Genomic DNA, 22,024 nt, shown 5'->3' with positions numbered 1-22,024 from the left:
TTACCCCTGGCCTTGAGCCTCCATCAGAGCGCGCAGCAGCTTCTCTTCCGACATGTCGTCCTCGGCTGGCTTGTCCGATTCTGCGCCCATCAGCAGAGCCATCTGATCTTCTTCGGGCTCGTCCACCTCGATCTGAGTCTGGTTCGCCTCGATCAGCCGCTCGCGCAGTTCATCGGCGCTCTGGGTTTCATCGGCGATCTCGCGCAGCGACACAACAGGATTCTTGTCGTTGTCACGGTCGACGGTGATCGATGCACCGGCGGAAATCTCGCGCGCACGATGGGCGGCAAGCATTACTAGCTCGAACCGGTTCGGAACCTTGTCTACGCAATCTTCAACCGTCACGCGGGCCATGGGGCGCTCTCCGTTACTGAATCCATGTCAGGAAGACGTTTATCTAAGCGCGAATCCCTGCCTTGACAAGCAAGAAATGCCGCAAATGCATCATTCACAGGGGCGTCACCGCCGCAATATCCTCGGCACGCAGCTCTGCCAGCATCTCGGTGACGGTCAGCCCCAGCACCGGATGACGCCAGTCAGGGGTCACATCCGCCATAGGAACCAACACGAAGGCGCGATCCTGCAAGCGTGGATGCGGCAGAATGAGTTGATCGGGAGTTTGCTGTGTCTGCGCCTCGGGCGGCAGCGCACGCCACCGGTCAAACACGGTGAGATCCGGCAGAATCAAATCGCCGTAGCAGACCAGATCCAAATCCAGCGTGCGCATTCCCCAACGCTGCACCCGCTCGCGGCCGAATTCATGCTCGACCTCATGCAGCACCTGTAACAGTTCGCTCGGGGTCTTGTCGGTCTCGATCAGGGCGGCTGCGTTCACGTAATCCGGCCCTGCGCCAGGTGGGAAACACGGGGTCTCAAAAAAGCGGCTGACAGTGCGAATCACCACGCCATGACGCGAGATCGCGTCAATTCCCTTTTTAAGTGTCACGTTGGGCTCTAATTCTCTCAAACTGAGATTTCCACCCAGCGCAATAACCGCTTCAGTTGAAAAAATGCTCATAAGACTCCCAATATCCGGCGAATTGCATGCTTGCGATACACATCAAATGCCCTAATTATAGGTGTATCAGCGTGCCGCATTTATTCTAGCTCACTCACCTACCACTCGGTGTCGCTGGTTTGTACCGGAAGGAACTATTTATGTTTTATAAAGACGAACGGCTAGCGCTGTTCATCGACGGCTCGAATCTTTATGCGGCCGCTAAAGCACTGGGATTTGACATCGACTACAAATTGCTGCGCCAGGAGTTCATGCGCCGCGGCAAGATGCTTCGTGCCTTCTATTACACAGCGCTGCTTGAAAATGACGAGTATTCGCCGATCCGTCCTCTGGTTGACTGGCTGCATTACAACGGCTTCACCATGGTGACAAAACCGGCAAAAGAATACACCGACAGCATGGGGCGTCGGAAAGTCAAAGGAAACATGGATATCGAACTGACCGTCGATGCCATGGAACTGGCGCCGCGCGTCGATCATATCGTGCTGTTCTCGGGCGATGGGGATTTCCGCCCGCTGATTGCCAGCCTGCAGCGTCAGGGCGTGCGCGTGTCGGTCGTATCGACCATTCGCAGTCAGCCGCCGATGATTTCGGACGAGCTGCGTCGTCAGGCCGATAACTTTATCGAACTGGAAGACCTGCGCGACGTGATCGGGCGGCCTCCGCGTGAAATGCCGATGGAGCCGCGTAGCGTTGCTGCCGCCGGCGGACAGTAAAACCCCGACCACTCACCAAACCGGGGAAAGAAAAAGGCGCGGTCAGGTTCTGAAAACCTGGCCGCGCTTTTTTAACTATGTACAGGTGCTGAAATCACCTGTTGGCTAGCACCTGAACATGTCAAGCAAATGACAAGTTGGCGTCTGGACCAGGGCCGGGAAAAGACTTACCTGTGGCCTATGGAGACCGTGACATGACCAAGCCCCCTCTGATCCTTTACCTTGCCGCCCCGCGTGGCTTTTGCGCCGGTGTGGACCGGGCCATCAAGATCGTCGAAATGGCGCTGCAGAAATGGGGGGCTCCTGTCTATGTGCGCCATGAGATCGTGCACAACAAATTCGTCGTCGACGGGCTGCGCGCGCAGGGTGCCGTGTTTGTTGAGGAGCTGGACGAATGCCCCGATGACCGGCCTGTGATCTTCTCCGCCCATGGCGTACCGAAATCCGTGCCCGCCACGGCCGCCCAGCGCGAGATGATCTATGTCGACGCTACCTGCCCGCTGGTATCCAAAGTTCATGTCGAGGCCCAGCGCCACGCCGAAGCCGGGCTGCAGATGATCATGATCGGCCACAAGGGACACCCCGAGACAGTTGGCACCATGGGTCAATTGCCCGATGGTGAAGTCTTGCTGGTCGAAACCGTCGGAGACGTGGCCGCAGTGCAGGTGCGCAACCCGGACAAGCTGGCCTATGTCACACAGACCACCCTGTCGGTGGATGACACCAAGGATATTGTTTCCGCACTCGAGGTCCGGTTCCCGGCCATCGTCGGCCCGCACAAGGAAGACATCTGCTACGCCACCACCAACCGGCAGGAGGCGGTGAAGGCCGTGGCCCCGAAATCGGATGCTCTGCTGGTTGTCGGCGCGCCGAACTCGTCGAACTCGCGCCGCTTGGTAGAGGTCGCCTCGCGCGCCGGGTGCGACTATGCGCAACTGGTACAACGCGCGACCGATATCGACTGGCGGGCGCTTGAAGGCATCTCTTCCGTTGCCGTCACTGCGGGCGCTTCGGCCCCCGAAGTGCTGGTCAACGAAGTGATCGACGCCTTCCGGGATCATTTCGACGTGACCGTAGAATTGGTCGAAACCGCCGTCGAGAACGTCGAATTCAAAGTCCCCCGGATCCTGAGGCAACCCGCATGAGGGGCATTCCAAGAGCCCCGCTGATCCTGGGGCTGGCCGGGCTGATACCATTCCTCTGGGGCGCGCTGACTTATCTGAACGATGATCTGCACGCCTGGGGAACACAGGCGCTTGGGTCGCGGTTCGTCGGGCCGTATGTGCAACTGTTCTACGGTTCGGTGATCCTCAGCTTTATGTCGGGTGTCCTGTGGGGGTTCGCCACCAAGACCTCGGGCAGCAAAGCGGCGACCTGCTATCTGCTGTCCGTTCTGCCCGCGCTGTGGGCATTCTTCAAAACTGGAGGCGGCCCGGTCAGTACCGGCACCAACCTGATGTATGGGTTTGCCGGGGTGCTGGTTCTGGACGCCCTCTTTGCCTATTGGCGCCTGACCCCAACCTGGTGGTTGCGGCTGCGCGTGACGCTGACCGCCATCGTACTGGCCTGCCTTGCCGTGGGAGTTTACCTGTGACCGACGAAAGAACGATCAACGCCTATACGACCCGCGTGGCCGATTATCTTCAGATCCCGCTGCCCCCGGAACAGATCGAATCCCGCATGGCCTTTGCCGAAGCGGTAGGTTCTGGCTACATTTTGGATCTGGGCGCAGGCCCCGGGGCGGACAGCGGTTTTTTCATGCGCGAGGGGCTAACGGTCCGGGCACTGGACGCGACCCCAGCCTTTGTCGAGCACGCCCGCGGAAACGGTGTCGATGCGCATCTGGGCACGTTTGACGATGTGACCGAAGAGACCGAGTATGACGGTATCTATGCCAGCTTTTCCCTGCTGCACGCCCCACGCGCGGATTTCCCCCGCCATCTGTCAGCAATACACCGAGCACTGAAACCCCAGGGTATCTTTTTCCTCGGCCTGAAACTGGGCACGGGTGAACATCGCGACGACCTGGATCGCTACTACACTTATTTCTCGCAGACCGAGATCGAAGAGGCTCTGGAGCAAGCTGATTTCACTATCGACCGGATCACCACCGGCATGGGCACTGGCCTGGCCGGATCTTATGACGGGTTCATTCTGGTACTGGCCCATGCCTGAGCTGTTTGCCTATACCGACGGCGCCTGTTCCGGCAATCCGGGTCCCGGCGGCTGGGGCGTGCTGCTGCGCGCGGTCGATGGCGACAAAGTCCTGAAAGAGCGCCAGCTGAAGGGCGGCGAGGCCGAGACCACCAACAACCGAATGGAATTGCTGGCCGCGATCAACGCGCTGGAAACGCTGGAGCGGGCGTCAAAAATCACCGTCGTCACGGACAGCGCCTATGTGAAAAACGGAGTCACCGGCTGGATATTCGGATGGAAGCGGAACGGCTGGAAGACCTCGAACAAAAAACCGGTCAAGAATGTCGATCTGTGGCAGCGGCTGGATGAAGCGCAGACCCGCCACGACGTGACATGGGAATGGGTCAAGGGTCACGCGGGTCACCCTGAAAACGAAAAAGCCGATGAGCTGGCCCGCGCGGGCATGGCCCCGTTCAAGCCGAAAAAGGAACAGACGTGAGCGGGCTGGCCCTGCTGGACTATGCCTCGGTTCTGGTTTTTGGCCTGACTGGTGCGCTGGTGGCCAGCCGGGCGCAGCTGGATCTGGTGGGGTTTGCCTTCATTGCCTGCCTGACGGCGGTAGGCGGCGGCACAGTGCGTGACCTGCTGCTGAACCGGCATCCGATTTTCTGGGTCGGGCAACCCGACTATATCCTCATCGCCGTCGCTGCGGCAGTTCTGGTGTTCTTTACCGCCCATCTGGTCGAAAGCCGATACAACTGGCTGGTCTGGCTGGACAGTTTCGCCCTGTCCATCGCGGTGGCTGCCGGTACCGGTGCCGCGCTGTCGCTGGGTCATTCGGGCGTGATTGTCGTGTTGATGGGCATTTCCACAGGCTGTCTGGGCGGGTTGATGCGCGACGTGGTCTGTAACGAGGTGCCGCTGGTCCTGAAACAGGGCGAACTGTATGTGTCGTGCGCATTTGCAGGGGCTTTGACCGCTGTAGTAGCAAACCGTCTTGGGTTTGATGAGCTTGTTGCCCTTGCCGCCTGCGCGATGATCTGCTGGGCTTTACGGGCCGGGTCGCTGCTGTTTGGCTGGCAACTTCCAGTCTACAAAAGCCGCCCGCCGCGTTGTTGAGGAAGACCGATCCCGAAAATGAAAAAGCCGCTGATTTTCGTCGTATCTGGCTTCGTGCTTCTGAGTGCCTGCACGGAGCAATACGAGCCGATCCGTTTTGAGGCGCAAGGGAATGCAATTGTGGTTATGGGCACAATCGACGACACAACGTTGACCGCATTTCAGGAAGTTGCTCAGCAGAACCCCCAGATCAAAACCCTGGTGCTGCAATACATCGAAGGGTCAGTGGATGAAGATGCCAACGTCGTCTTCTCTCGTGCTGTGCGCGAACTGGGTTTTGATACGGTTGTGCCCTCGGACGGAATGGTCGCCTCGGGCGGGACAGACCTGTTTCTGGCGGGCAACCGGCGCGTTCTGGAACCCGGGGCCTGTGTTGGAGTCCACAGCTGGGGCGGCTGGAACATCGTCGCCACCGCAATCCCCGAAGATGACCCCGAGCATGACCGTTATCTCGACTATTACGAGGATATCGGCGTTGACGGTGCGTTCTACTGGTACACGCTGGACGCCGCGCCCGCCGACGGGATGCACTGGATGACCGCCGCCGAAGCCGATCAATACGACTTGACCACCGGCAGAGCCCCACGCCTTGGATCGCCCGCTGTCTGCGACGAACGCTAAGCTCGGCTCGACAGCAGCCGCGCGCCGATTTCCTTGACAAACTTCGCCGCCACCATCGCCGTCATCCCGTAGGGGTCGCGGTGCGGGTTCAGCTCGACAATATCGGCGCCCACCAATTGGCCTTTGAAACGGTGGATCAGGTTGATCACCTCTCGGGTGCTGAGCCCGCCGGGTTCATGATGCGACACGCCCGGTGCAAAGGCCGGGTCCAGCGCGTCCAGATCCAGCGACAGATAGACCGGACCGTCAAAGCTGATCTCAAGATCGGAGCGCCAGTTTTGCATGTCGATCACCTCGACCCCGAATTTGTCTGCCTGCTCCTGCTGATGCTTGTTCATCGTGCGAATGCCAACCTGAACCAGACGATTGATCTGACAGGTCTCCATCACCCGTGCGAAGGGACAGCCATGGCCCAGTGGGCCGATCTGCTGACTGTCATACAGGTCCGGATGCGAGTCGATATGCAGGATGTTCAGCCCCTCATACCGCTCGGCATGTGCCTTGATCAGCGGATAAGCCACCGAATGATCACCGCCCAGCGACAACAACCGCGCACCGGTTGCGATGCGGGCAGCCGCTCCCGCTTCGATCCGGCCGATCGGTTCCTGCCCCGCCATTTCAAACACATCCAGATCGCCAGTGTCCTTGAAACGATCGGTCGCGCCCAAATCAGTGCCATCCTCGGCGGTCAGATTGGCCGCACCGGAATGCAGAGCCTCGCGAATGCGGCCGGGCGCAAAGGCTGGCCCCTGCAGAAAAGATGAGTGCAGGTCGAGCGGCACGCCCATCAGGGCGACGTCACCGGGGTTCAGATCATATGACATGGCGTATCTTTCGGGTTCAGCGTTCCGGCGATCTGGCCGGTAACCTGCCCGATGGTCAAGAGGCTAGCGACGCAGATAGGTCTGCCAAATCCAGATCACCAGTAGCGCACCCAGCACCGCGCCAACAAAGCCCGACAGCCAGCCCATCATCACCACCAGAGAGCGCAGAAGGAAACCGCCCACCAGCGCCCCCACGATGCCGATCAGCATGGTCGTGGGAATATCCGCTTCGATCCGCATCAGCCGGGTGGCCAGAAACCCGGCGGCGGCACCGATGACGATCAGGGCAATGACGGGCACGTTACTTCCTCCAATGCGTCGGCACGATAATCAGCGCGCCGATGGATGACAAAACGGCGTTCAGACCGGGCGAGCCAAAGCTGATGCCGAACATGATGCGCACGAAATAGAACAGGAACGCACCGCCCACGCAAATGATGATCGAGGGCAGGTATCCGTTGTGGGTGAACCCGGTCTTCTCGGACAGATACCCTACAATACCGGCAATCACGACGGTGCCCATCAGGACCATGAACATCTGGCTTACTCCGAATTCAGGCGGGTTCCGAGCGCAACCGGCCAGCCCCGCAGAAAGGTTTCCGTATCCTGTGCGCCCTTACCTGCCCGCTGCAGGCGCAACAGGTCAATCGCCCCTTCGCCGCAGGCCACGCGGAGTCTGTCGTTCAGAACCTCTCCGGGCGCGCCCTGCCCATCGGCCAGTATCGAGGCCAGCAGTTTGACCCGGTCACCCGTAATTTCGGTCCAGGCACCGGGAAAGGGCGACAGGCCGCGGATCTGACGATCAACCTCAATGGCAGGGCGAGACCAGTTCACCCGCGCCTCGGCCTTGTCGATTTTCGAGGCATAGGTCACGTCGTCTGCGGGCTGAGGTTCAGGCTTCAATTCAGGCAGACAGGCCAACGCCTCGACGATCAGGTCAGCCCCTATGGGCGCAAGCCGGTCATGCAATTGCGCCGTGGTTTCCTGCGGTCCGATGTCGGTTTCCTGCCGCAACAGGACGGGGCCGGTGTCCAGACCGGCCTCCATCTGCATGATGCAAATGCCGGTCTGCGCATCGCCCGCCATGATCGCGCGATGGATCGGCGCGGCCCCGCGCCAGCGCGGTAACAGGCTGGCGTGGATATTCAGGCAGCCATGCGTGGGCGCATCCAGAATGGGTTGCGGCAGCAGCAGTCCATAAGCCACCACCACCGCCACATCAGCGTTCAGATCGGCAAACGCGCCCTGCTCGTCGGGAACTTTCAGCGAAACAGGGTGGCGGACGGTCAGGCCCAGCGCCTCGGCCCGTGCGTGAACGGGCGTCGGGCGATCTTTCTTGCCTCGCCCCGCCGGGCGCGGAGGCTGACAGTAGACGGCGGCAATCTCATGCCCAGCCTCGACCAGCGCATCCAGAACCGGAACCGAGAATTCGGGTGTCCCCATGAAGACAACGCGCATGATTACCCCTGTTTCCTGGCTTTGCGCAGCAGCATGTCACGTTTGACCTTGCTGAGCCGGTCGAAATACATCCGGCCGTTCAAATGGTCGATCTGATGCTGCACGCTTGTGGCCTCGATCCCCACAAAATCACGGCGGTCGATCATGCCCTGTTCGTTCAGGAACTTCACCGTCACTGCGCGGGGGCGTTTCACCTTGGCAGAAACGCCGGGCAGGTTCGGGCTGGCCTCATCATGTTCGCGCAGTTCAATCGAGCTGTGCAGGATCTCGGGGTTCGCCAGACGTACAGCCTTGCCCCGCTCGGTCGACCCATCCACAACAGCCAGCCGCAGCATCACACCGATCTGGGTGGCCGCGAGGCCGACCCCGGGCATTGCTTCCATCGTGTCGATCATGTCACCCCAGATGGCGCGGATTTCGTCGGTGATCTCGGCCACTTCCTCGGCCTTGGTCCGCAGGCGTTTGTCTGGCCACGGCAGGCAGGTGCGCACGGTCATGCGCGGGCCTGTTCGCGTTTCAGCTTTTGCATCTTGCGGGTGATCATCTGGCGTTTCAGCGGCTTGAGGTAATCGATGAACAGCTTGCCGTTCAGGTGGTCGATCTCATGCTGCACGCAAGTCGCCCAGAGACCGTCAAACGTCTCCTGCTGCAAGTTGCCATCGCGATCCATCCAAGTGACGTCCACCACTTTGGGGCGCGTCACCTCAGCGAATTGCTCGGGGATCGACAGGCAGCCTTCCTCATAGACGTTGGTTTCGTCGGATGAAGCGATGACCTCGGGGTTGAACATGATCAGCGGGCGCGGCGCGGCGCCTTCTTCCTTGATGCAGTCCATCACGATTAGACGGTCCAGCACGCCAACTTGCGGCGCCGCCAGCCCGATACCGGGGGCGTCATACATCGTCTCCAGCATGTCGTCGGCCAATTTGCGCAGCTCGTCCGACAGGTCGGTCACAGGGGCACAGACCTTTTTCAGACGGGGGTCGGGATGGATCAGGATATTGCGTTTCATGGGGTTGATGTAGGCCATCCCGCCTCCCGCCGCAACGCCCCCCTTGCGCCTGCTGGAATTGTGGCTAGCTTTCCCCCGGACAGATGGAGCAGACATGACTTTCAACGACCTGATCGACCGCCGGGGAACGAACAGTTCTAAATGGGACAAGATGGAAGACCTGTACGGCGTGCCGCCGCAGGAGGGGCTGGCCATGTGGACGGCCGATTCCGACTATGCCACCGCACCCTGCGTGATTGAGGCTGTTCGCGAAGCGGCCGATCATGGTATCTTCGGGTATTCCTGGACACACCCGGATTATCTGGCCTCGGTCCAGTGGTGGATGAAGAACCGCCACGACTGGGAGATCGACACCGACTGGGTGCTGACCTCACAGGGGCTGGGCAATGCAATCGCTCTGAGTCTCGATGTCTGGACCGAACCCGGTGACGGGGTCGTGATCTTCACGCCCGTCTACCATGAGTTTGCCTACAAGGTGAACAAGTCCGGCCGCCGCGTGGTGGAATGTCCGCTGGTCCGTGAAGGCGACAGCTATGGCATCGATCTGGAGGACGCACAGTCGCGGCTGGACGGGTCGGAAAAAATGCTGCTGTGGTGTTCGCCGCAGAACCCTTCGGGGCGGGTCTGGACGCCGGACGAACTGCGCGCGGTGGCCGCGTTTGCCGAGCGGAACGGGCTGATCCTGGTCTCAGACGAGGTTCACCACGATCTGATCTACCCCGGCCACAAATTTGTTCCGATGGATGTGGCCGCACCCGATGCGCGGCCGTGGACGGTGACGCTGACGGCGGCATCAAAGACGTTCAATATCGCGGGTCAGCGCACTGGCAACATGATCATCCCCGATCCCGAGCTGCGCGCGGCCATGCGCTATCGGCTGCACACGCTGGACTATGCCCCCAGCGCGCTGGGTGTTGCTATGATCACCGCCGCCTATTCTCCGGCAGGCGCGACTTGGGTCGATGAGCAGATCGCCCATCTGGACCGCAACCGAAAATTGTTCGACACGACCATCGCCGACATACCCGGCCTGTGGTCGATGCCCCTGCAAGCAACCTACCTGGCCTGGGTCGATTTCTCGGGCACTGGCATGGATCACGCTGAGTTCGTCCGCCGCCTGCGCGAAGGCGCCAGGATCGCTACCTCCTCCGGCCCCGGTTTCGGAACGGGCGGAGAGAATTTCGAGCGGTTCAACCTCGCCACCCAGCGCGCGCGAGTGGAAGAGGCCTGTGCCCGCCTGAAACACGCGTTTGCCGATTTGCAATAAAGTCATGCGACGGGTTGCGCGTATTGTCCTTCTGATCTGTTTGATCGGCGCGGCGTGGTTTGGATGGTATCGTTTCGGACCACGCCCACCCGCGCCGCCAATGGCACCTGAGGCCACACAGATCGACCATATCCTGATCGAGAAATCCGCCCGCCGCCTGACCGCATCATTGAACGGTGCGGTTGTCATGCAGGCGGATGTTGCACTGGGGTTCGAGCCCGACGGCGACAAACAGCAGGAAGGTGACGGCAAGACCCCGGTTGGAAGCTTCCGGATCGACCGACGCAACCCGCAGAGCGCTTTCCACCTGTCACTCGGGATCAACTACCCTTTGCCAGAAGATATCGACCGCGCCCATAATCAGGGCATTGATCCGGGCGGAGACATTTTCATCCACGGGCAGCCGAATGGCGTCGCTGGCTTTACCCTCCCCGGCGATTGGACTGCGGGCTGCATCGCCCTGTCGAATACCGAAATGACGCGGCTTTGGAGCCTGACGCCCACCGGCACCGTTGTGGAAATCCGCCCCTAGTCTTCGTACCCCAACAACGCAATCGGTGCGTCCGGCGCGCGGTAGAAATCCAGCGGAGCCTTATCGGCGGCGGCAGTGCTGCGCTTGAATTCATAGCGCATCTCGCCCGCTTCCTCGTCATCTGCGATGATCAGGCATTGGTACAGGTGGCGCGCGCCGTCGTAAATATCGACCAGCCCGCGCAACTGCGGCGTGGTTTCGGCCTCGACCGTGAAACCATCTTTCCACAATCTGAGAATTTTGAAGGTATTGTCGCCAAATTCCACACGAAGACGGCTGGTTTTCTTCAATCCTGCGATTCGCGCCGCATCCAATTCGGCGCTCATCTCCTTAGAAACATAGGTTGTCATAATAAGTTCCCCCCGGAAAACGGATTCCATTGTGCGGCATTGACTGTAAAAATCCAGTGAAGACGGTCACATAGTGCGGTGCAAATTCAACCTGTTGCGCGGAAATCTCAATCCGGGCTGTGCGCCGATGCAGACTCAATGCGCGGCACCTGATGTGGGATGGCCCTGCGCAAAGCCCTATCTTTGCTGAAACCGAAAAGCGGAGGATGCGCAATGGGCCTGTTGGTCGACGGCAAATGGCACGACACATGGTATGACACCAAATCCACCGGCGGCGCGTTCAAACGCAGCGCCGCGCAGTTTCGCAACTGGCTGACCGCGGACGGCAGTGCAGGCCCATCCGGCAAGGGTGGTTTCAAGGCGGAACCGGACCGCTATCACCTCTATGTCAGCTACGCCTGCCCCTGGGCGCACCGCACGTTGATTTTTCGCGAGTTGAAGGGTCTGAGCGACCTGATCTCGGTCTCAGTTGTGCATCCGGATATGCTGGACAAAGGCTGGACATTCGAAACGGATGACCACGGTGCGACGGGCGATACGCTCTATGGTTTTGATTTTGCCCATCAGGTTTACACCAAGGCCGACCCCACCTACACGGGCCGTGTCACCGTGCCGATCCTGTGGGACAAACAGCAAGAGACCATCGTTTCCAACGAAAGTTCGGAAATCATCCGAATGTTCAATGCCGCCTTTGACGGCATCACCGGCAATTCTGACGACTACTGGCCCGAAGCGATGCGGGATGAGATCGAAGAGATCAACGCGCGCGTTTATTCCGACGTAAATAACGGCGTCTACAAGGCTGGCTTTGCCACGACCCAGCAAGCTTATGACGCAGCCGTAGGTCCGCTGTTCGATACTTTGGACTGGCTCGACGACCGCCTGGCCAGAAACCGTTATCTGATGGGCGACCGCGCGACCGAGGCCGACTGGCGCCTGTTCACCACACTGATCCGCTTCGACCCGGTGTATCACCTGCATTTCAAATGCAACCATCGGCGGCTGATCGACTACCCGAACCTATGGGCCTTTACCCGCGAGTTGTATCAGTGGCCGGGCGTCGCCAGGACCGTGAATATGGCCCATATCGTGCGCCACTACCATTTCAGCCACGACACGATTAACCCGAACCGGATCATCCCGGTGAACCCAGTTCTGGACTATCTGGAACCTCATGGGCGGGATCAGCGACCCGCGGCGTAGTGTTCGACCATCGCCGCCAGATCCTCTGGCGGCGTCGCACTTTGCACATAGGCGCAAGCGTTGGGGCTGTGGGCGAAAATCGACCCGTCCGAGAAAAAAGTGGTGTTGGTGACAAAGATCACCCGCGCCTCGGGGCGGCGGTAGCTGGCGAAATCGGCCACTGCCAACGCACTTCCGGTTTCCAGCACCAAATCCAGCACAATGATATCGAAATCCTGACCGTAGAGCGCAAGAATCGCTGCCTCTTGCCCCGGCACCAGCGTTACTTCGGCGCCGTGCCGTTCAAGATGCCTTTTCCACACCCGACCAAGATCGGGATTACTCTCAACTATCAAAACATTCATTCGCAACAACCTCGGCACATGATAGAGCGTCTGGTGCCGTCCCCCATAAATCGTGATCACGCTTATTCCTTAACAAAGTGTTAACGACGCCGATTGGCAGCACTGAATGCGCGGATTTGCTTGTGTAAATGGCAAAAATCCGCTTGAAGCAGGCCGAAACTAGCGATTCCGGCGAGAATTCCATGGCAAGCGATACCGATAACTTGAACCCACGCGCCGCGCGTGACCATGGCGGAGGGCTGGATGGGGCCATCGCCCGCTATGGCGGAACCCGCGCGGATTGGATGGACTTGTCCACCGGAATAAACCCTCACCCATACGAGGTTTCGGGCCTGACCGCCTCGGACTGGGCCGAATTGCCCGATCACGGCGCGTTTGAACGTCTGACAAAGGCCGCGCGCCAATTCTGGTTCGTCCCAGAGGGTGCCGCGATTCTGCCCGCACCCGGTGCCTCGGCCGTGATTGCACGCATTCCCGCGCTGGTCGAAAGAGGCCGGGTGCAGATCACGACACCCACCTACAATGAACACGCCGCCGCCTTCACCGCGCAGGGATGGTCTGTGCAGCCCGACGGCCCGGCCCAGGCCCGCGTCGTCGTGCATCCGAACAACCCTGACGGGCGGGTCTGGACCGGGGCGGACGCAAGCGCCCCCTTCACCGTGATCGACGAGAGCTTTTGCGATGTCAGTCCCGAGGCGTCGCTGATCCATCTGGCTGCCCGGCCCGGCGTAGTTGTACTGAAGAGTTTCGGCAAATTCTGGGGCTTGGCCGGGTTGCGGCTGGGTTTCGCCATCGGCCAGCCCGACCTGATCGCCCGGCTGAACGATTTGACTGGCCCGTGGGCCGTCTCTGGCCCCGCCCTGCGGATCGGAACGCGCGCTTTGCAGGACATTGAATGGGCCAACGCCACACGCCAACGGCTGACCACCGAGACCACCCGGCTGGACGATCTGATGACCGCCAGAGGTGCAGCCCTTGTGGGCGGCACCACCCTGTTCCGTCTGTATGAAGTTGACAGCGCCACCGACTGGCAGGACCGCCTTGCCCACTCCCATATCTGGAGCCGCGTCTTTCCGTATTCCAAAACCTACCTGCGGCTTGGCCTGCCCCCTGCGGACGGTTGGAGCAGATTGGAGGCCGCGTTGTGAGCACGGCCTTCCTACTGGTCTGTGCCATGTGTCTGGACGCCGCCTTGGGTGAGCCGGAGTGGCTGTGGTCACGGGTGAAACACCCGGCAGTGATGATGGGAAACATCATCGGCTGGCTGGACGAGCGCCTGAATCACGGGGCACAGCGGCGGCTGAAAGGGGTTGCCGTGGTGGCCTTGCTGCTTTGCGGCGCGCTGATCTTGGGGCAATTGCTGGCCCTGCTGGGTCCGGTGGTTGTGATCATCATCTGCGCTATCCTACTGGCCCAGAAATCTCTGGTGACACATGTGAATGACGTGGGCGACGGTCTGCAAACATCGCTTCCCGAAGGACGCGCAAAGGTCGCTATGATTGTCTCTCGCGACACGCGCGACATGACAGAGGCGCAGGTGGCCCGGTCGGCGATCGAAAGCGCTGCGGAAAACCTCAGTGACGGGATCATTGCCCCCGCATTCTGGTTCCTGATCGCCGGATTGCCGGGCCTGCTGATCTACAAAGCGGTCAATACCGCCGACAGCATGATCGGCTACCGTACCGAAAAATACCGCGACTTTGGCTGGGCCGCTGCCCGTCTTGATGACGTGTTGAACCTGATCCCTGCCCGTCTGACCTGCGTGATGATCGTGGCGCTGTCCGGCCAATGGACACGCTGGCCCGAAATGGTGGCGGATGCGCGCCGCCATATCTCACCCAATGCTGGTTGGCCCGAGGCCGCGATGGCGCGCGCCCTGAACGTCGCCCTCGCAGGCCCGCGCAGCTATGACGGACAGGTCCGCGATCTGGCCTGGGTCAACGGCAAGGCCCCGCGCGAGATCGGCGCGCCGGAAGTTTTCCGCGCATGTAACATGCTGTGGAAGGTCTGGGGGCTTGCGCTTGGCCTCGTGTCGGTGTGGGTTGGGCTCAGCTTTATTTTCTGACGGGACCCACCTATGCGCTTTCTTTCTGGCCTTGTTGCCGCCACCCTGCTCGCCTCGCCTGCTATGGCCGAATGCGGTGGCGGGTTCAATTCCTTCGTCAAGGGTCTGAAGGGCGAGGCCGTTCAGCAAGGGTTCGACAAATCCACCGTCAACGCGTTTTTCAAAGGTGTACAACAGGACGGAGCGGTTCTGAAAGCCGACCGCGCGCAAGGCGTGTTCCAGAAACCGTTCATCGACTTTTCCCGCCACCTGATCTCGCAAAACCGGATCGAACGCGGCCAGGCCATGTCGCGTAAATACGACGCCGTGTTCGGCCGGATCGAGGCGGAATACGGTATTTCTCGCGGGGTGCTTCTGGCCTTCTGGGCGTTCGAGACCGATTACGGCGCGTTTCAGGGCGATTTCAACACCCGCAACGCGCTGGTGACGCTGGCCCATGACTGCCGCCGTCCTGAATTGTTCCGTCCGCAGGTGTTCGCGGCGATTGAACTGTACCAAAAGGGCAATTTCGACCCGGCCCGCACCACTGGTGCCTGGGCGGGAGAGATCGGAATGGTACAGATGCTGCCGCGTGACATTATTGAAAACGGTGTCGATGCGGATGGTGACGGCAAGGTTTCGCTAAAAACCTCGGCTCCTGATGCGCTAATGTCAGGGGCCAAAATGCTGTCGCATCTGGGTTGGCAGCCCGGTCAGCCCTGGCTGCAAGAGGTCACAGTGCCTGCGCAGATGGACTGGTCCCTTTCTGGCCCCGGCAAACCGCGCTCGATCTCTGAATGGAAGGCAATGGGGGTAAAGGCGCGCAGCGGATCGCTGGCCAACCTTCCCGCCTCACTGATCCTGCCGCAGGGACACAACGGACCCGCCTTTCTGGCCTATCCCAATTTCGACGTCTATTTCGAATGGAACCAGAGCTTTGTCTACGTCCTGACTGCCGCCTATTTCGGTACCCGGCTTGAGGGCGCGCAGGTCTACGACGCGGGTAACCCGGCACAAGGGCTGTCTGGTGCGCAGATGAAGCAATTGCAGAGCAAATTGCAGGCGCGTGGCCATGACGTCGGCAAGATCGACGGCATTCTGGGGGCTGGCACGCGAGCCGCAGTGCAGGCCGAGCAGGCGCGGCTGGGGCTGCCTGCGGATGCGTGGCCAACAGTGGAGTTGTTGGGACAGTTATGACGCAATGTCTGATTGGAGCCCAAAGCCGACAAAGAAGCCGGAAAGCGCAATGCGTTTTGCACAGGGGAGTTCACCTACCCAAGTTGATCTTCTAGCTCCGGACAGTGTTCCGTGGTAGTTCCTTCAAACACAGTACGTTTGGGGTCTGAATAGTGAGTTTCATCAAATCAATACCAAAAAGAACCCTATGGTTTAGCTTAGCAATATGTCTGCTTGGCACTTTCTACTGGGCGGATGAAGGGCTATCCGCGAGGGACGTGGCTATCCTCGTAATTTTGGTGGTTGGTGGTGCCTTTGACTGTTGGAAAGTGGTTCGACAGAAACGTTAGACTTCTCAAGTTTGGAAGTTCGCTTTGTCCGCATTACAGCCACTGGAAAAATGATCCGATGATGCACGTCCGACTCACTCCGACCGTACTGGGTAGCGATCTCCCTTCTCATCGATCAGGATCAACCGCTCGCCGCTGCGCACATACAGGTCACACCGGCTAAACCCGTTGCGATAAGCGATACAGACGCTGCCGTCCTCGGCGATGGAGTAAGTGCCAAAGGCTGCGTCTCCGCTGGCGTAGGTATAGGAATAGGCGCCTCCGGCGGAGAAAGCGGCCTGACCGTCATCGTAGAAGGTGAACGTCTGGCCTGCCAAGGCGCTTAATTCCTCGGGGGAAAGAGGCACATCTCCGGGCTTGGTGGGCCACTCGGCGGCGATGGTCGGGCTGGCAGTCAGCAGGGCAAGGATCAGATATCGGGTCATGCGGCCAGCTTACCCTGTGGTGCCACCAGATGGTCATAACGTTGCAGTGAACGGTCAGGCCACCATCTGCTCGGCCTTCTTCAGGTCAACCGAGACAAGTTGACTGACGCCCTGTTCCTGCATGGTCACTCCGAACAGCCGGTCCATCCGCGCCATCGTCACCGCGTGGTGGGTGATGATCAGGAATCGCGTGTCGGTCTGGCGGCACATCTCGTCCAGCAGGTCACAGAACCGGGTCACGTTGGCATCGTCCAGCGGCGCATCGACCTCGTCCAGCACACAAATCGGCGCAGGGTTGGCAAGGAAGACGCCAAAGATCAGCGCAGTGGCGGTCAGGGTCTGTTCCCCGCCCGACAAAAGGCTGAGCGTCGAGAGTTTCTTGCCCGGCGGTTGGCACATGATCTCCAGACCCGCGTCCAACGGATCGTCGCTTTCGACCATGACCAGATTGGCCTCACCGCCACCAAACAGATGCTTGAACAGCATGGCGAAGTTCGAGTTCACCTGTTCGAACGCGGTCAGCAGACGTTCGCGGCCCTCGCGGTTGAGGCTGGCGATGCCGCTACGCAGGGCCTTGATCGCCTCTTCCAGATCCGCCTTTTCGGTATTCAGCGTGTCAAACTCTTCCTGAACTTCCTTACTGTCCTCTTCGGCCCGCAGGTTTACCGCCCCCATCGCATCGCGCTGACGCTTGTGGCGGTTTACTTCGGCCTCCAAGGCATCGGCCGCAGGCATCTGGTCAGGGTTTGCGTCCAGTTGGTTCAGCAACTGGTTCGGCGTCAGTTGCTGATCCTCGGCAATCCGTTCCGCCGCAGCGGTCACGCTTTCCTTGGCCGCATCGCAGCGCGCCTCAGCTGCGGCACGGGACTCACGCGCTTCCGAGGCCAGACGTTCTGCGTCCCGCTCGGCTATCACGACTTCACGCTGCTGAGTCTCGGCTTCGGCCAGCTTGTCGGCGGCCTCGGCCCGCCGGGCTTCGGCGGCTTCGATCAACTCGTTCAGCTCTTCCCGCGCCTCGGCAATCTCAGCGGGGGCGGCCATGGCTTCGGACAGCTCCTCTTCCGAGCTTTCCTTGCGTTCCGCCAATTCTGAGATCCGTTTTTCGGCCGTCTCCAGACGGTGCTTCCAGCCGCTGAGGTCCTTGGTCACTTCCTGTGTGCGGCGCGTGCGGGCCTCGCCCTCGCGGCGCAGCTCGTCATGGGATGAGCGATGGGTCAGCATGGTGATCCGCGCCGCCTCGACCGTCTGTTTAATATCCTCAACCTGGGCACGGGCGCTGTCGAGGTTACCCAGACCGGCCAACGCACCTTCGGCTTCGCGCAGCTGCGCGCGGGCTGACATGGCGTCTTCCTTGTGGCGGTCGACGGCAAGGGCCAGGGTCTCCAGCTTGCCCTGAGCCAGATTGCGGTCCGCTTCGGCCCGGCTGAGCTGACGCGCAGATTCGGCCATGCGCTGATCGGCGGCGCGGCGCGCTTCTCGTGCGCGACGGTCCGCTTCTGTCACGTCCGCCAGTTGCTGCGACAACGCCTCATGCGCGGCGCGGGCACCATCGGCCTGCGCCTCAGTCCGGGCAAGTTCCTGTTTCAGCGCTTCCAGCTTGTTGAGTTGTTCCAAACGCAGAGCCGCCGCACTGGGTGCATCCTCGGCCCAAGCGCGAAATCCGTCCCAGCGCCACAGGTCACCCGAGCGCGACACCAACCGCTGACCCGGTTTCAACGAGGTCTGCAAACGCGCGCCCTGATCCGCATCAACCAACCCGATCTGCGCAATCCGGCGGCTCAACCGATCCGGGCCAGACACATGCAGCGCCAGCGGCTCGACCCCATCCGGCAACGGCTGATCGGTGTCATAGCCCGCAACCTGTACCCAGCCAGACGGACCGTCGCCTTCGACCAGTGGGGCACGCAGATCATCGGCCAGCGCAGCGCCCAACGCCTTTTCATAACCGGGCTCGACGCGCAGCAGGTCCAGAACCTGACCACCTTCGGCCGTGTCGCGTTCCACCAGTTTGGCCAAAGCGGTGGTCTCAGCGCGGATCGCACCCAGCTCACCCTCGGCCTCGGACCGTTGCGCGCGGGCTTCGGCCTCACGCGCCTGCGTATCGTTGCGTAGCTCATCGGCGGCGGCCAGCGCCTCTTCAGCGGCTTCGGCGGCTTCGCGGGCCTCTTCCTCACCCTCTTGCGCCGCTTCGAACGCTTCGCTGGCGCGGGTCAGAGCGGTACGAGCTTCCTCCACCGCCGCACGCGCCTTTTCTTCTTCACCCTCGGACCGGGCCAGCGTCTTGCGGCTGTCCTCGACCAAACGTTGCGCCGACTGGTGGCGGGCAACCAGCCGCGCCATATCCTCGGTTTCCTGCGACAGGTGATCTTCGCGGTTCTGCAACACTGCAGCCGCCTCGTGGGAGATCTCGGCAGCCTCGGCGACCTTGTCTTCGTGCCCTTCAGCAGCTTTAGCCAATTCACGGGCTTCCCACTCCAAACGCTCGATCATCTGACCTGCGTCACGGTTCAGGCCAGTCTCCCGTTCGATATCATGGGCCAATTGCTGGATACGGTTGGTCAGGGTTTCAATCGTCTGGCGGGCGCGGGCTTCCTGATCCGACAGTTGATCGCGTTGCACCTGTTGGCGTTGCAAGACAGCAGCGGCAATAGCCTCTTCCTCGCGCAACGGCGGCAGGGTCTCTTCGATCTCGGCACGTTTTGTAGCGGCAGCGCGGGCCTCGGCCTCGGCGCGCGAAGCCTCGGTGATCCGTTCGCGTAGTTTTTCCTCGGCCTGTTGGCGGGCCATGTCAGCCTCTTTCCAACGGCGATAGAGCAACATGCCTTCGGCTTGGCGCAACTGCTCGCCAATCTCGCGATAACGCGCGGCCTGCCGAGCCTGACGCGCGAGTTGCGCCAGTTGAGTGCCCAGCTGTTCCAGCACATCATCCACGCGGGTCAGGTTGGCCTCGGTACCCTTCAACTTCAGCTCGGCCTCGTGACGGCGCTGATACAGGCCCGAGATCCCGGCAGCCTCTTCCAGAATGCGGCGACGGGCGCGGGGCTTGGCGTTGATCAGTTCGGCAATGCGGTTCTGCCCCACCAACGCGGGCGAATGCGCACCGGTCGAAGCATCCGCAAACAGCATCTGCACATCGCGCGCCCGTACATCCTTGCCGTTGGTCTTATAGGCACTGCCGACATCCCGCGTGATGCGACGCACGATTTCCAACTGATCCGCGTCATTGAACCCAGACGGCGCCAGCCGTTCCGAGTTATCCATGGTCAGGACAACCTCGGCAAAGTTTCGGGCTGGGCGCGTCGCGGCCCCGGCGAAAATCACATCCTCCATCGCGCCACCACGCATGGATTTAGGGCGATTTTCACCCATCACCCAGCGCAACGCTTCCAGAAGGTTTGACTTGCCGCAGCCGTTCGGACCCACCACACCGGTCAACCCATCCGCGATAATCAGATCGGTCGGATCAACAAAGCTTTTGAAGCCGGTGAGTTTGAGTTTGCTAAAGCGCAAAGGCAATGGGTCCTGTGATTCCTATATCTGGAAGTCTGCGCAACCGATTGGGGGTGAGTCAACGGAGTTACGCAGGATATGGGATATCTGGCCGACTTATCCACAATATCTTGCCAATATGCGCAGAAATACGCGTATCTCAGTAGGGCGTGCACTCAAAAACCTGATAGCCGCTACCGCTGCCAATGTTTTCATAGATACCGTAATCAATGCATTCGTAATTGGGGGTCGACACAGCCGTCAGCAGCAACCGTTCCCCTACCTCACGGTCGCATTCCAGCACGCCCACGGTCACTGCCGCATCACCCAATACATCCAGAATCGGACAGCCCGAGACCTTCGCCATGGCCAGCCCGGCCCGGTCACGGATCGGCCCCAGACGCGGCGCGTATTGCGTGTTGACCCGAACTGCCTCGGCCAGCTCTCCGCGCACGCGCACGTCGAAGATACTGCCATTCACCGCGATCCGGGTGGCAGGCACATCGCGAAAGTAAGGCGTGCCGGCCGAACAAGCGGCCAGCACGAGGAGGGACAGATACCGGATCATACCGCCAGCTTTGCCGCAATACAGTTAACAGAACCTTTCCCGGTTCATGCGCGCAGCACTTCTCCCAAGCGGCGAACGCCCTCGCGGATCGTATCCTCATCCGAGTTCGAGAAACTCAGCCGGATCGTGTTGGCACCGGACCCGTCCGAAAAAAACGCTTGACCGGGGACAAATGCCACTTTGACCGTTTCCAGCGCCCGCGCCAGCAGGTCGGACCCGACCGTGCCCTTGGGGAGCGTCACCCAGATGAACATACCGCCGTTGGGTTTGGTCCACTCAACCCCGTCCGGCATGTGTTCCTGCAGCGCAGCCAACATGGCGTCGCGACGTGCACCGTAAACACTGCGCAGCATCGGGATATGCGTGTCAAAGCAGGCGCGCGCCACGTCGTTGATGGCCATCTGATTGATCGTCGCTGAATGCAGGTCGGCGGCCTGTTTCATCAGCACAAGTTGCGAGATCACCTGCTTGGCCGCCACGACCCACCCAACCCGCAACCCCGGAGACAAGGTTTTAGAGAAACTACCGCAATAGACTGTCCGGCAGTTTTCAATAGAGCCCTTGCGCGCCAATTCCAGCGCCAGAACCGGCGGGATCGCCTGTCCGTCATAGCGCAGGGCCTGATAGGCGCCGTCTTCGATAACGGCACAGTTCAGGTCTTCGGCCAGGTCCAGCAAGGTTTCGCGCCCACGCAGATCCACGGTCTCTCCGGTCGGGTTGGCGAAGTCCGGCGAGAGATAAGCGAACTTCACCGCTCCCTCACCCGCTGCCGCCCTATATTCTGCGGCGCCGCGATTACCTTTGATGCTGAGCCGATCAAAACGCGGCTCGTAGGCGTTGAAGGCTGCCAATGCACCCAGATAGGTGGGCCAGCCGACCAATGCCGTGTCACCAGGCGACAAGTAGAGCTTGCCCAGATAGTCCAGCGCCTGCTGCGAGCCGGACGTGATCAGGATATTGTCGAGCCCGCAGTCGATGCCGATTTGACGCATATGTTCGACCAGCCATTCGCGCAGCGGCACATATCCCTCGCTAACAGAGTATTGCAGCGCCTGCGCCTGGCTCTCGGGTCCCAACGCGTTCTGGAATGCCAAGGCAAAGCCATCCGCAGGGAACAGCGCTGGATCGGGAATACCACCGGCAAAGGAAATAATACCCGGCTGATCCAGCAGCTTGAGCAACTCGCGAATCTCGGACGCCTTCATCCGCGACGCCCGCGTGGCAAACAGGTCTTTCGTCGACATCAATCTCCTCCGCTTTGATGTCAGGCAGATTAGGCGTCGCACCCTTAATGTCAATAGTTCTGACCTATTGTAGCAAACGGGCGTTCTTGAACCCACCCGGAATACGTGGTCATATGATTTGACCAATT

General features: G+C 60.5%; 27 protein-coding genes. 13 read left to right on the top strand and 14 right to left on the bottom strand.

Annotated elements, in window-relative coordinates; all coding sequences use genetic code 11:
* Both rpoZ and folK read right to left on the bottom strand, forming a co-directional pair.
* On the bottom strand, nucleotides 1-354 hold the full coding sequence (rpoZ, locus tag AC2FEE_RS16715; RefSeq protein WP_170328321.1) for a DNA-directed RNA polymerase subunit omega: 354 nt from the start codon (nucleotides 352-354) through the stop codon (nucleotides 1-3).
* 94 nt (nucleotides 355-448) lie between these two features.
* Complete coding sequence (gene folK, locus AC2FEE_RS16710; protein ID WP_496866451.1) at nucleotides 449-1,018, bottom strand: 2-amino-4-hydroxy-6-hydroxymethyldihydropteridine diphosphokinase; 570 nt, start codon at nucleotides 1,016-1,018, stop codon at nucleotides 449-451.
* 140 nt (nucleotides 1,019-1,158) lie between these two features.
* Between folK and AC2FEE_RS16705 the strand changes: the two genes are divergently transcribed.
* From AC2FEE_RS16705 to AC2FEE_RS16675, 7 genes are all read left to right on the top strand, one after another.
* Nucleotides 1,159-1,734 (top strand): LabA-like NYN domain-containing protein, encoded by a 576-nt coding sequence (locus AC2FEE_RS16705; protein ID WP_058283597.1) that lies wholly within the window; start codon nucleotides 1,159-1,161, stop codon nucleotides 1,732-1,734.
* Between the two features lie 194 nt (nucleotides 1,735-1,928).
* The gene (ispH, locus tag AC2FEE_RS16700; protein WP_496866449.1) at nucleotides 1,929-2,879 is read left to right on the top strand and encodes a 4-hydroxy-3-methylbut-2-enyl diphosphate reductase; all 951 of its coding nucleotides are present in this window, start codon (nucleotides 1,929-1,931) and stop codon (nucleotides 2,877-2,879) included.
* Complete coding sequence (locus AC2FEE_RS16695) at nucleotides 2,876-3,328, top strand: DUF3429 domain-containing protein (RefSeq protein WP_496866448.1); 453 nt, start codon at nucleotides 2,876-2,878, stop codon at nucleotides 3,326-3,328. The genes ispH and AC2FEE_RS16695 overlap by 4 nt, the downstream gene beginning before the upstream one ends.
* Nucleotides 3,325-3,909 carry a class I SAM-dependent methyltransferase gene (locus AC2FEE_RS16690; protein WP_496866447.1) on the top strand — a complete coding sequence of 195 codons (585 nt, stop codon included), beginning with the start codon at nucleotides 3,325-3,327 and terminating at the stop codon, nucleotides 3,907-3,909. Before AC2FEE_RS16695 ends, AC2FEE_RS16690 begins: the two co-directional genes overlap by 4 nt.
* On the top strand, nucleotides 3,902-4,369 hold the full coding sequence (gene rnhA / locus AC2FEE_RS16685) for a ribonuclease HI (RefSeq protein ID WP_496866446.1): 468 nt from the start codon (nucleotides 3,902-3,904) through the stop codon (nucleotides 4,367-4,369). Before AC2FEE_RS16690 ends, rnhA begins: the two co-directional genes overlap by 8 nt.
* Complete coding sequence (locus AC2FEE_RS16680) at nucleotides 4,366-4,989, top strand: trimeric intracellular cation channel family protein (RefSeq protein ID WP_496866445.1); 624 nt, start codon at nucleotides 4,366-4,368, stop codon at nucleotides 4,987-4,989. Before rnhA ends, AC2FEE_RS16680 begins: the two co-directional genes overlap by 4 nt.
* A gap of 18 nt (nucleotides 4,990-5,007) precedes the next feature.
* Complete coding sequence (locus AC2FEE_RS16675) at nucleotides 5,008-5,610, top strand: COG3904 family protein (RefSeq protein ID WP_496866444.1); 603 nt, start codon at nucleotides 5,008-5,010, stop codon at nucleotides 5,608-5,610.
* Here the strand turns inward: AC2FEE_RS16675 and speB are convergent.
* From speB to def (AC2FEE_RS16645), 6 genes are all read right to left on the bottom strand, one after another.
* Nucleotides 5,607-6,434 carry an agmatinase gene (gene speB, locus AC2FEE_RS16670; RefSeq protein WP_496866443.1) on the bottom strand — a complete coding sequence of 276 codons (828 nt, stop codon included), beginning with the start codon at nucleotides 6,432-6,434 and terminating at the stop codon, nucleotides 5,607-5,609. The two genes, AC2FEE_RS16675 and speB, sit on opposite strands and share 4 nt — an antisense overlap.
* A gap of 63 nt (nucleotides 6,435-6,497) precedes the next feature.
* Entirely contained in the window at nucleotides 6,498-6,734 is a 237-nt protein-coding gene (locus tag AC2FEE_RS16665; RefSeq protein WP_496866442.1) for a GlsB/YeaQ/YmgE family stress response membrane protein, read from the bottom strand.
* A gap of 1 nt (nucleotide 6,735) precedes the next feature.
* A complete protein-coding gene (locus tag AC2FEE_RS16660) occupies nucleotides 6,736-6,972 on the bottom strand; it encodes a hypothetical protein (RefSeq protein WP_496866441.1) in 237 nt (78 codons plus the stop codon).
* 5 nt (nucleotides 6,973-6,977) lie between these two features.
* Nucleotides 6,978-7,892 carry a methionyl-tRNA formyltransferase gene (fmt, locus tag AC2FEE_RS16655; RefSeq protein WP_496866440.1) on the bottom strand — a complete coding sequence of 305 codons (915 nt, stop codon included), beginning with the start codon at nucleotides 7,890-7,892 and terminating at the stop codon, nucleotides 6,978-6,980.
* Nucleotides 7,893-7,894: 2 nt separating this feature from the next.
* Entirely contained in the window at nucleotides 7,895-8,389 is a 495-nt protein-coding gene (def, locus tag AC2FEE_RS16650; protein WP_496866439.1) for a peptide deformylase, read from the bottom strand.
* The gene (def, locus tag AC2FEE_RS16645) at nucleotides 8,386-8,904 is read right to left on the bottom strand and encodes a peptide deformylase (protein ID WP_496866487.1); all 519 of its coding nucleotides are present in this window, start codon (nucleotides 8,902-8,904) and stop codon (nucleotides 8,386-8,388) included. Before def (AC2FEE_RS16645) ends, def (AC2FEE_RS16650) begins: the two co-directional genes overlap by 4 nt.
* A gap of 94 nt (nucleotides 8,905-8,998) precedes the next feature.
* On the opposite strand from def (AC2FEE_RS16645), the gene AC2FEE_RS16640 reads away from it, so the two are divergent.
* Nucleotides 8,999-10,171, top strand: a complete 1,173-nt coding sequence (locus tag AC2FEE_RS16640; protein ID WP_496866438.1) for a MalY/PatB family protein — start codon at nucleotides 8,999-9,001, stop codon at nucleotides 10,169-10,171.
* A gap of 4 nt (nucleotides 10,172-10,175) precedes the next feature.
* Nucleotides 10,176-10,703 carry a L,D-transpeptidase family protein gene (locus AC2FEE_RS16635; protein ID WP_496866437.1) on the top strand — a complete coding sequence of 176 codons (528 nt, stop codon included), beginning with the start codon at nucleotides 10,176-10,178 and terminating at the stop codon, nucleotides 10,701-10,703.
* Here AC2FEE_RS16635 and AC2FEE_RS16630 read toward each other — a convergent pair.
* Nucleotides 10,700-11,053: a hypothetical protein gene (locus AC2FEE_RS16630; RefSeq protein ID WP_170447995.1), complete on the bottom strand. Its 354-nt coding sequence runs from the start codon at nucleotides 11,051-11,053 to the stop codon at nucleotides 10,700-10,702. The two genes, AC2FEE_RS16635 and AC2FEE_RS16630, sit on opposite strands and share 4 nt — an antisense overlap.
* Nucleotides 11,054-11,266: 213 nt before the next feature.
* Here AC2FEE_RS16630 and AC2FEE_RS16625 point away from each other — a divergent pair, with 213 nt between their 5' ends.
* A complete protein-coding gene (locus AC2FEE_RS16625; protein WP_496866436.1) occupies nucleotides 11,267-12,256 on the top strand; it encodes a glutathione S-transferase family protein in 990 nt (329 codons plus the stop codon).
* Here AC2FEE_RS16625 and AC2FEE_RS16620 read toward each other — a convergent pair.
* The gene (locus tag AC2FEE_RS16620; protein WP_170328338.1) at nucleotides 12,238-12,600 is read right to left on the bottom strand and encodes a response regulator transcription factor; all 363 of its coding nucleotides are present in this window, start codon (nucleotides 12,598-12,600) and stop codon (nucleotides 12,238-12,240) included. The two genes, AC2FEE_RS16625 and AC2FEE_RS16620, sit on opposite strands and share 19 nt — an antisense overlap.
* Before the next feature lie 182 nt (nucleotides 12,601-12,782).
* Between AC2FEE_RS16620 and AC2FEE_RS16615 the strand changes: the two genes are divergently transcribed.
* From AC2FEE_RS16615 to AC2FEE_RS16605, 3 genes are read left to right on the top strand one after another with little or no spacing between them, the layout of a single operon-like run.
* The gene (locus tag AC2FEE_RS16615) at nucleotides 12,783-13,748 is read left to right on the top strand and encodes a threonine-phosphate decarboxylase (RefSeq protein ID WP_496866486.1); all 966 of its coding nucleotides are present in this window, start codon (nucleotides 12,783-12,785) and stop codon (nucleotides 13,746-13,748) included.
* A complete protein-coding gene (cbiB, locus tag AC2FEE_RS16610) occupies nucleotides 13,745-14,665 on the top strand; it encodes an adenosylcobinamide-phosphate synthase CbiB (protein WP_496866435.1) in 921 nt (306 codons plus the stop codon). Before AC2FEE_RS16615 ends, cbiB begins: the two co-directional genes overlap by 4 nt.
* Nucleotides 14,666-14,677: 12 nt before the next feature.
* Complete coding sequence (locus AC2FEE_RS16605; protein ID WP_496866434.1) at nucleotides 14,678-15,841, top strand: lytic murein transglycosylase; 1,164 nt, start codon at nucleotides 14,678-14,680, stop codon at nucleotides 15,839-15,841.
* A gap of 403 nt (nucleotides 15,842-16,244) precedes the next feature.
* Here AC2FEE_RS16605 and AC2FEE_RS16600 read toward each other — a convergent pair whose 3' ends face one another.
* The 4 genes from AC2FEE_RS16600 to AC2FEE_RS16585 form a co-directional block, all read right to left on the bottom strand.
* A complete protein-coding gene (locus AC2FEE_RS16600) occupies nucleotides 16,245-16,595 on the bottom strand; it encodes a hypothetical protein (protein ID WP_496866433.1) in 351 nt (116 codons plus the stop codon).
* Nucleotides 16,596-16,649: 54 nt separating this feature from the next.
* Nucleotides 16,650-20,105: a chromosome segregation SMC family protein gene (locus tag AC2FEE_RS16595; RefSeq protein ID WP_496866432.1), complete on the bottom strand. Its 3,456-nt coding sequence runs from the start codon at nucleotides 20,103-20,105 to the stop codon at nucleotides 16,650-16,652.
* Between the two features lie 139 nt (nucleotides 20,106-20,244).
* The gene (locus AC2FEE_RS16590; protein ID WP_496866431.1) at nucleotides 20,245-20,652 is read right to left on the bottom strand and encodes a hypothetical protein; all 408 of its coding nucleotides are present in this window, start codon (nucleotides 20,650-20,652) and stop codon (nucleotides 20,245-20,247) included.
* A gap of 44 nt (nucleotides 20,653-20,696) precedes the next feature.
* Nucleotides 20,697-21,896: an aminotransferase-like domain-containing protein gene (locus AC2FEE_RS16585; protein WP_496866430.1), complete on the bottom strand. Its 1,200-nt coding sequence runs from the start codon at nucleotides 21,894-21,896 to the stop codon at nucleotides 20,697-20,699.
* Nucleotides 21,897-22,024: the final 128 nt, after the last annotated feature.

The sequence above is a fragment of the Ruegeria sp. YTSC199 genome (assembly GCF_059609725.1).
This window is presented reverse-complemented; position numbering and strand designations above follow the sequence as displayed.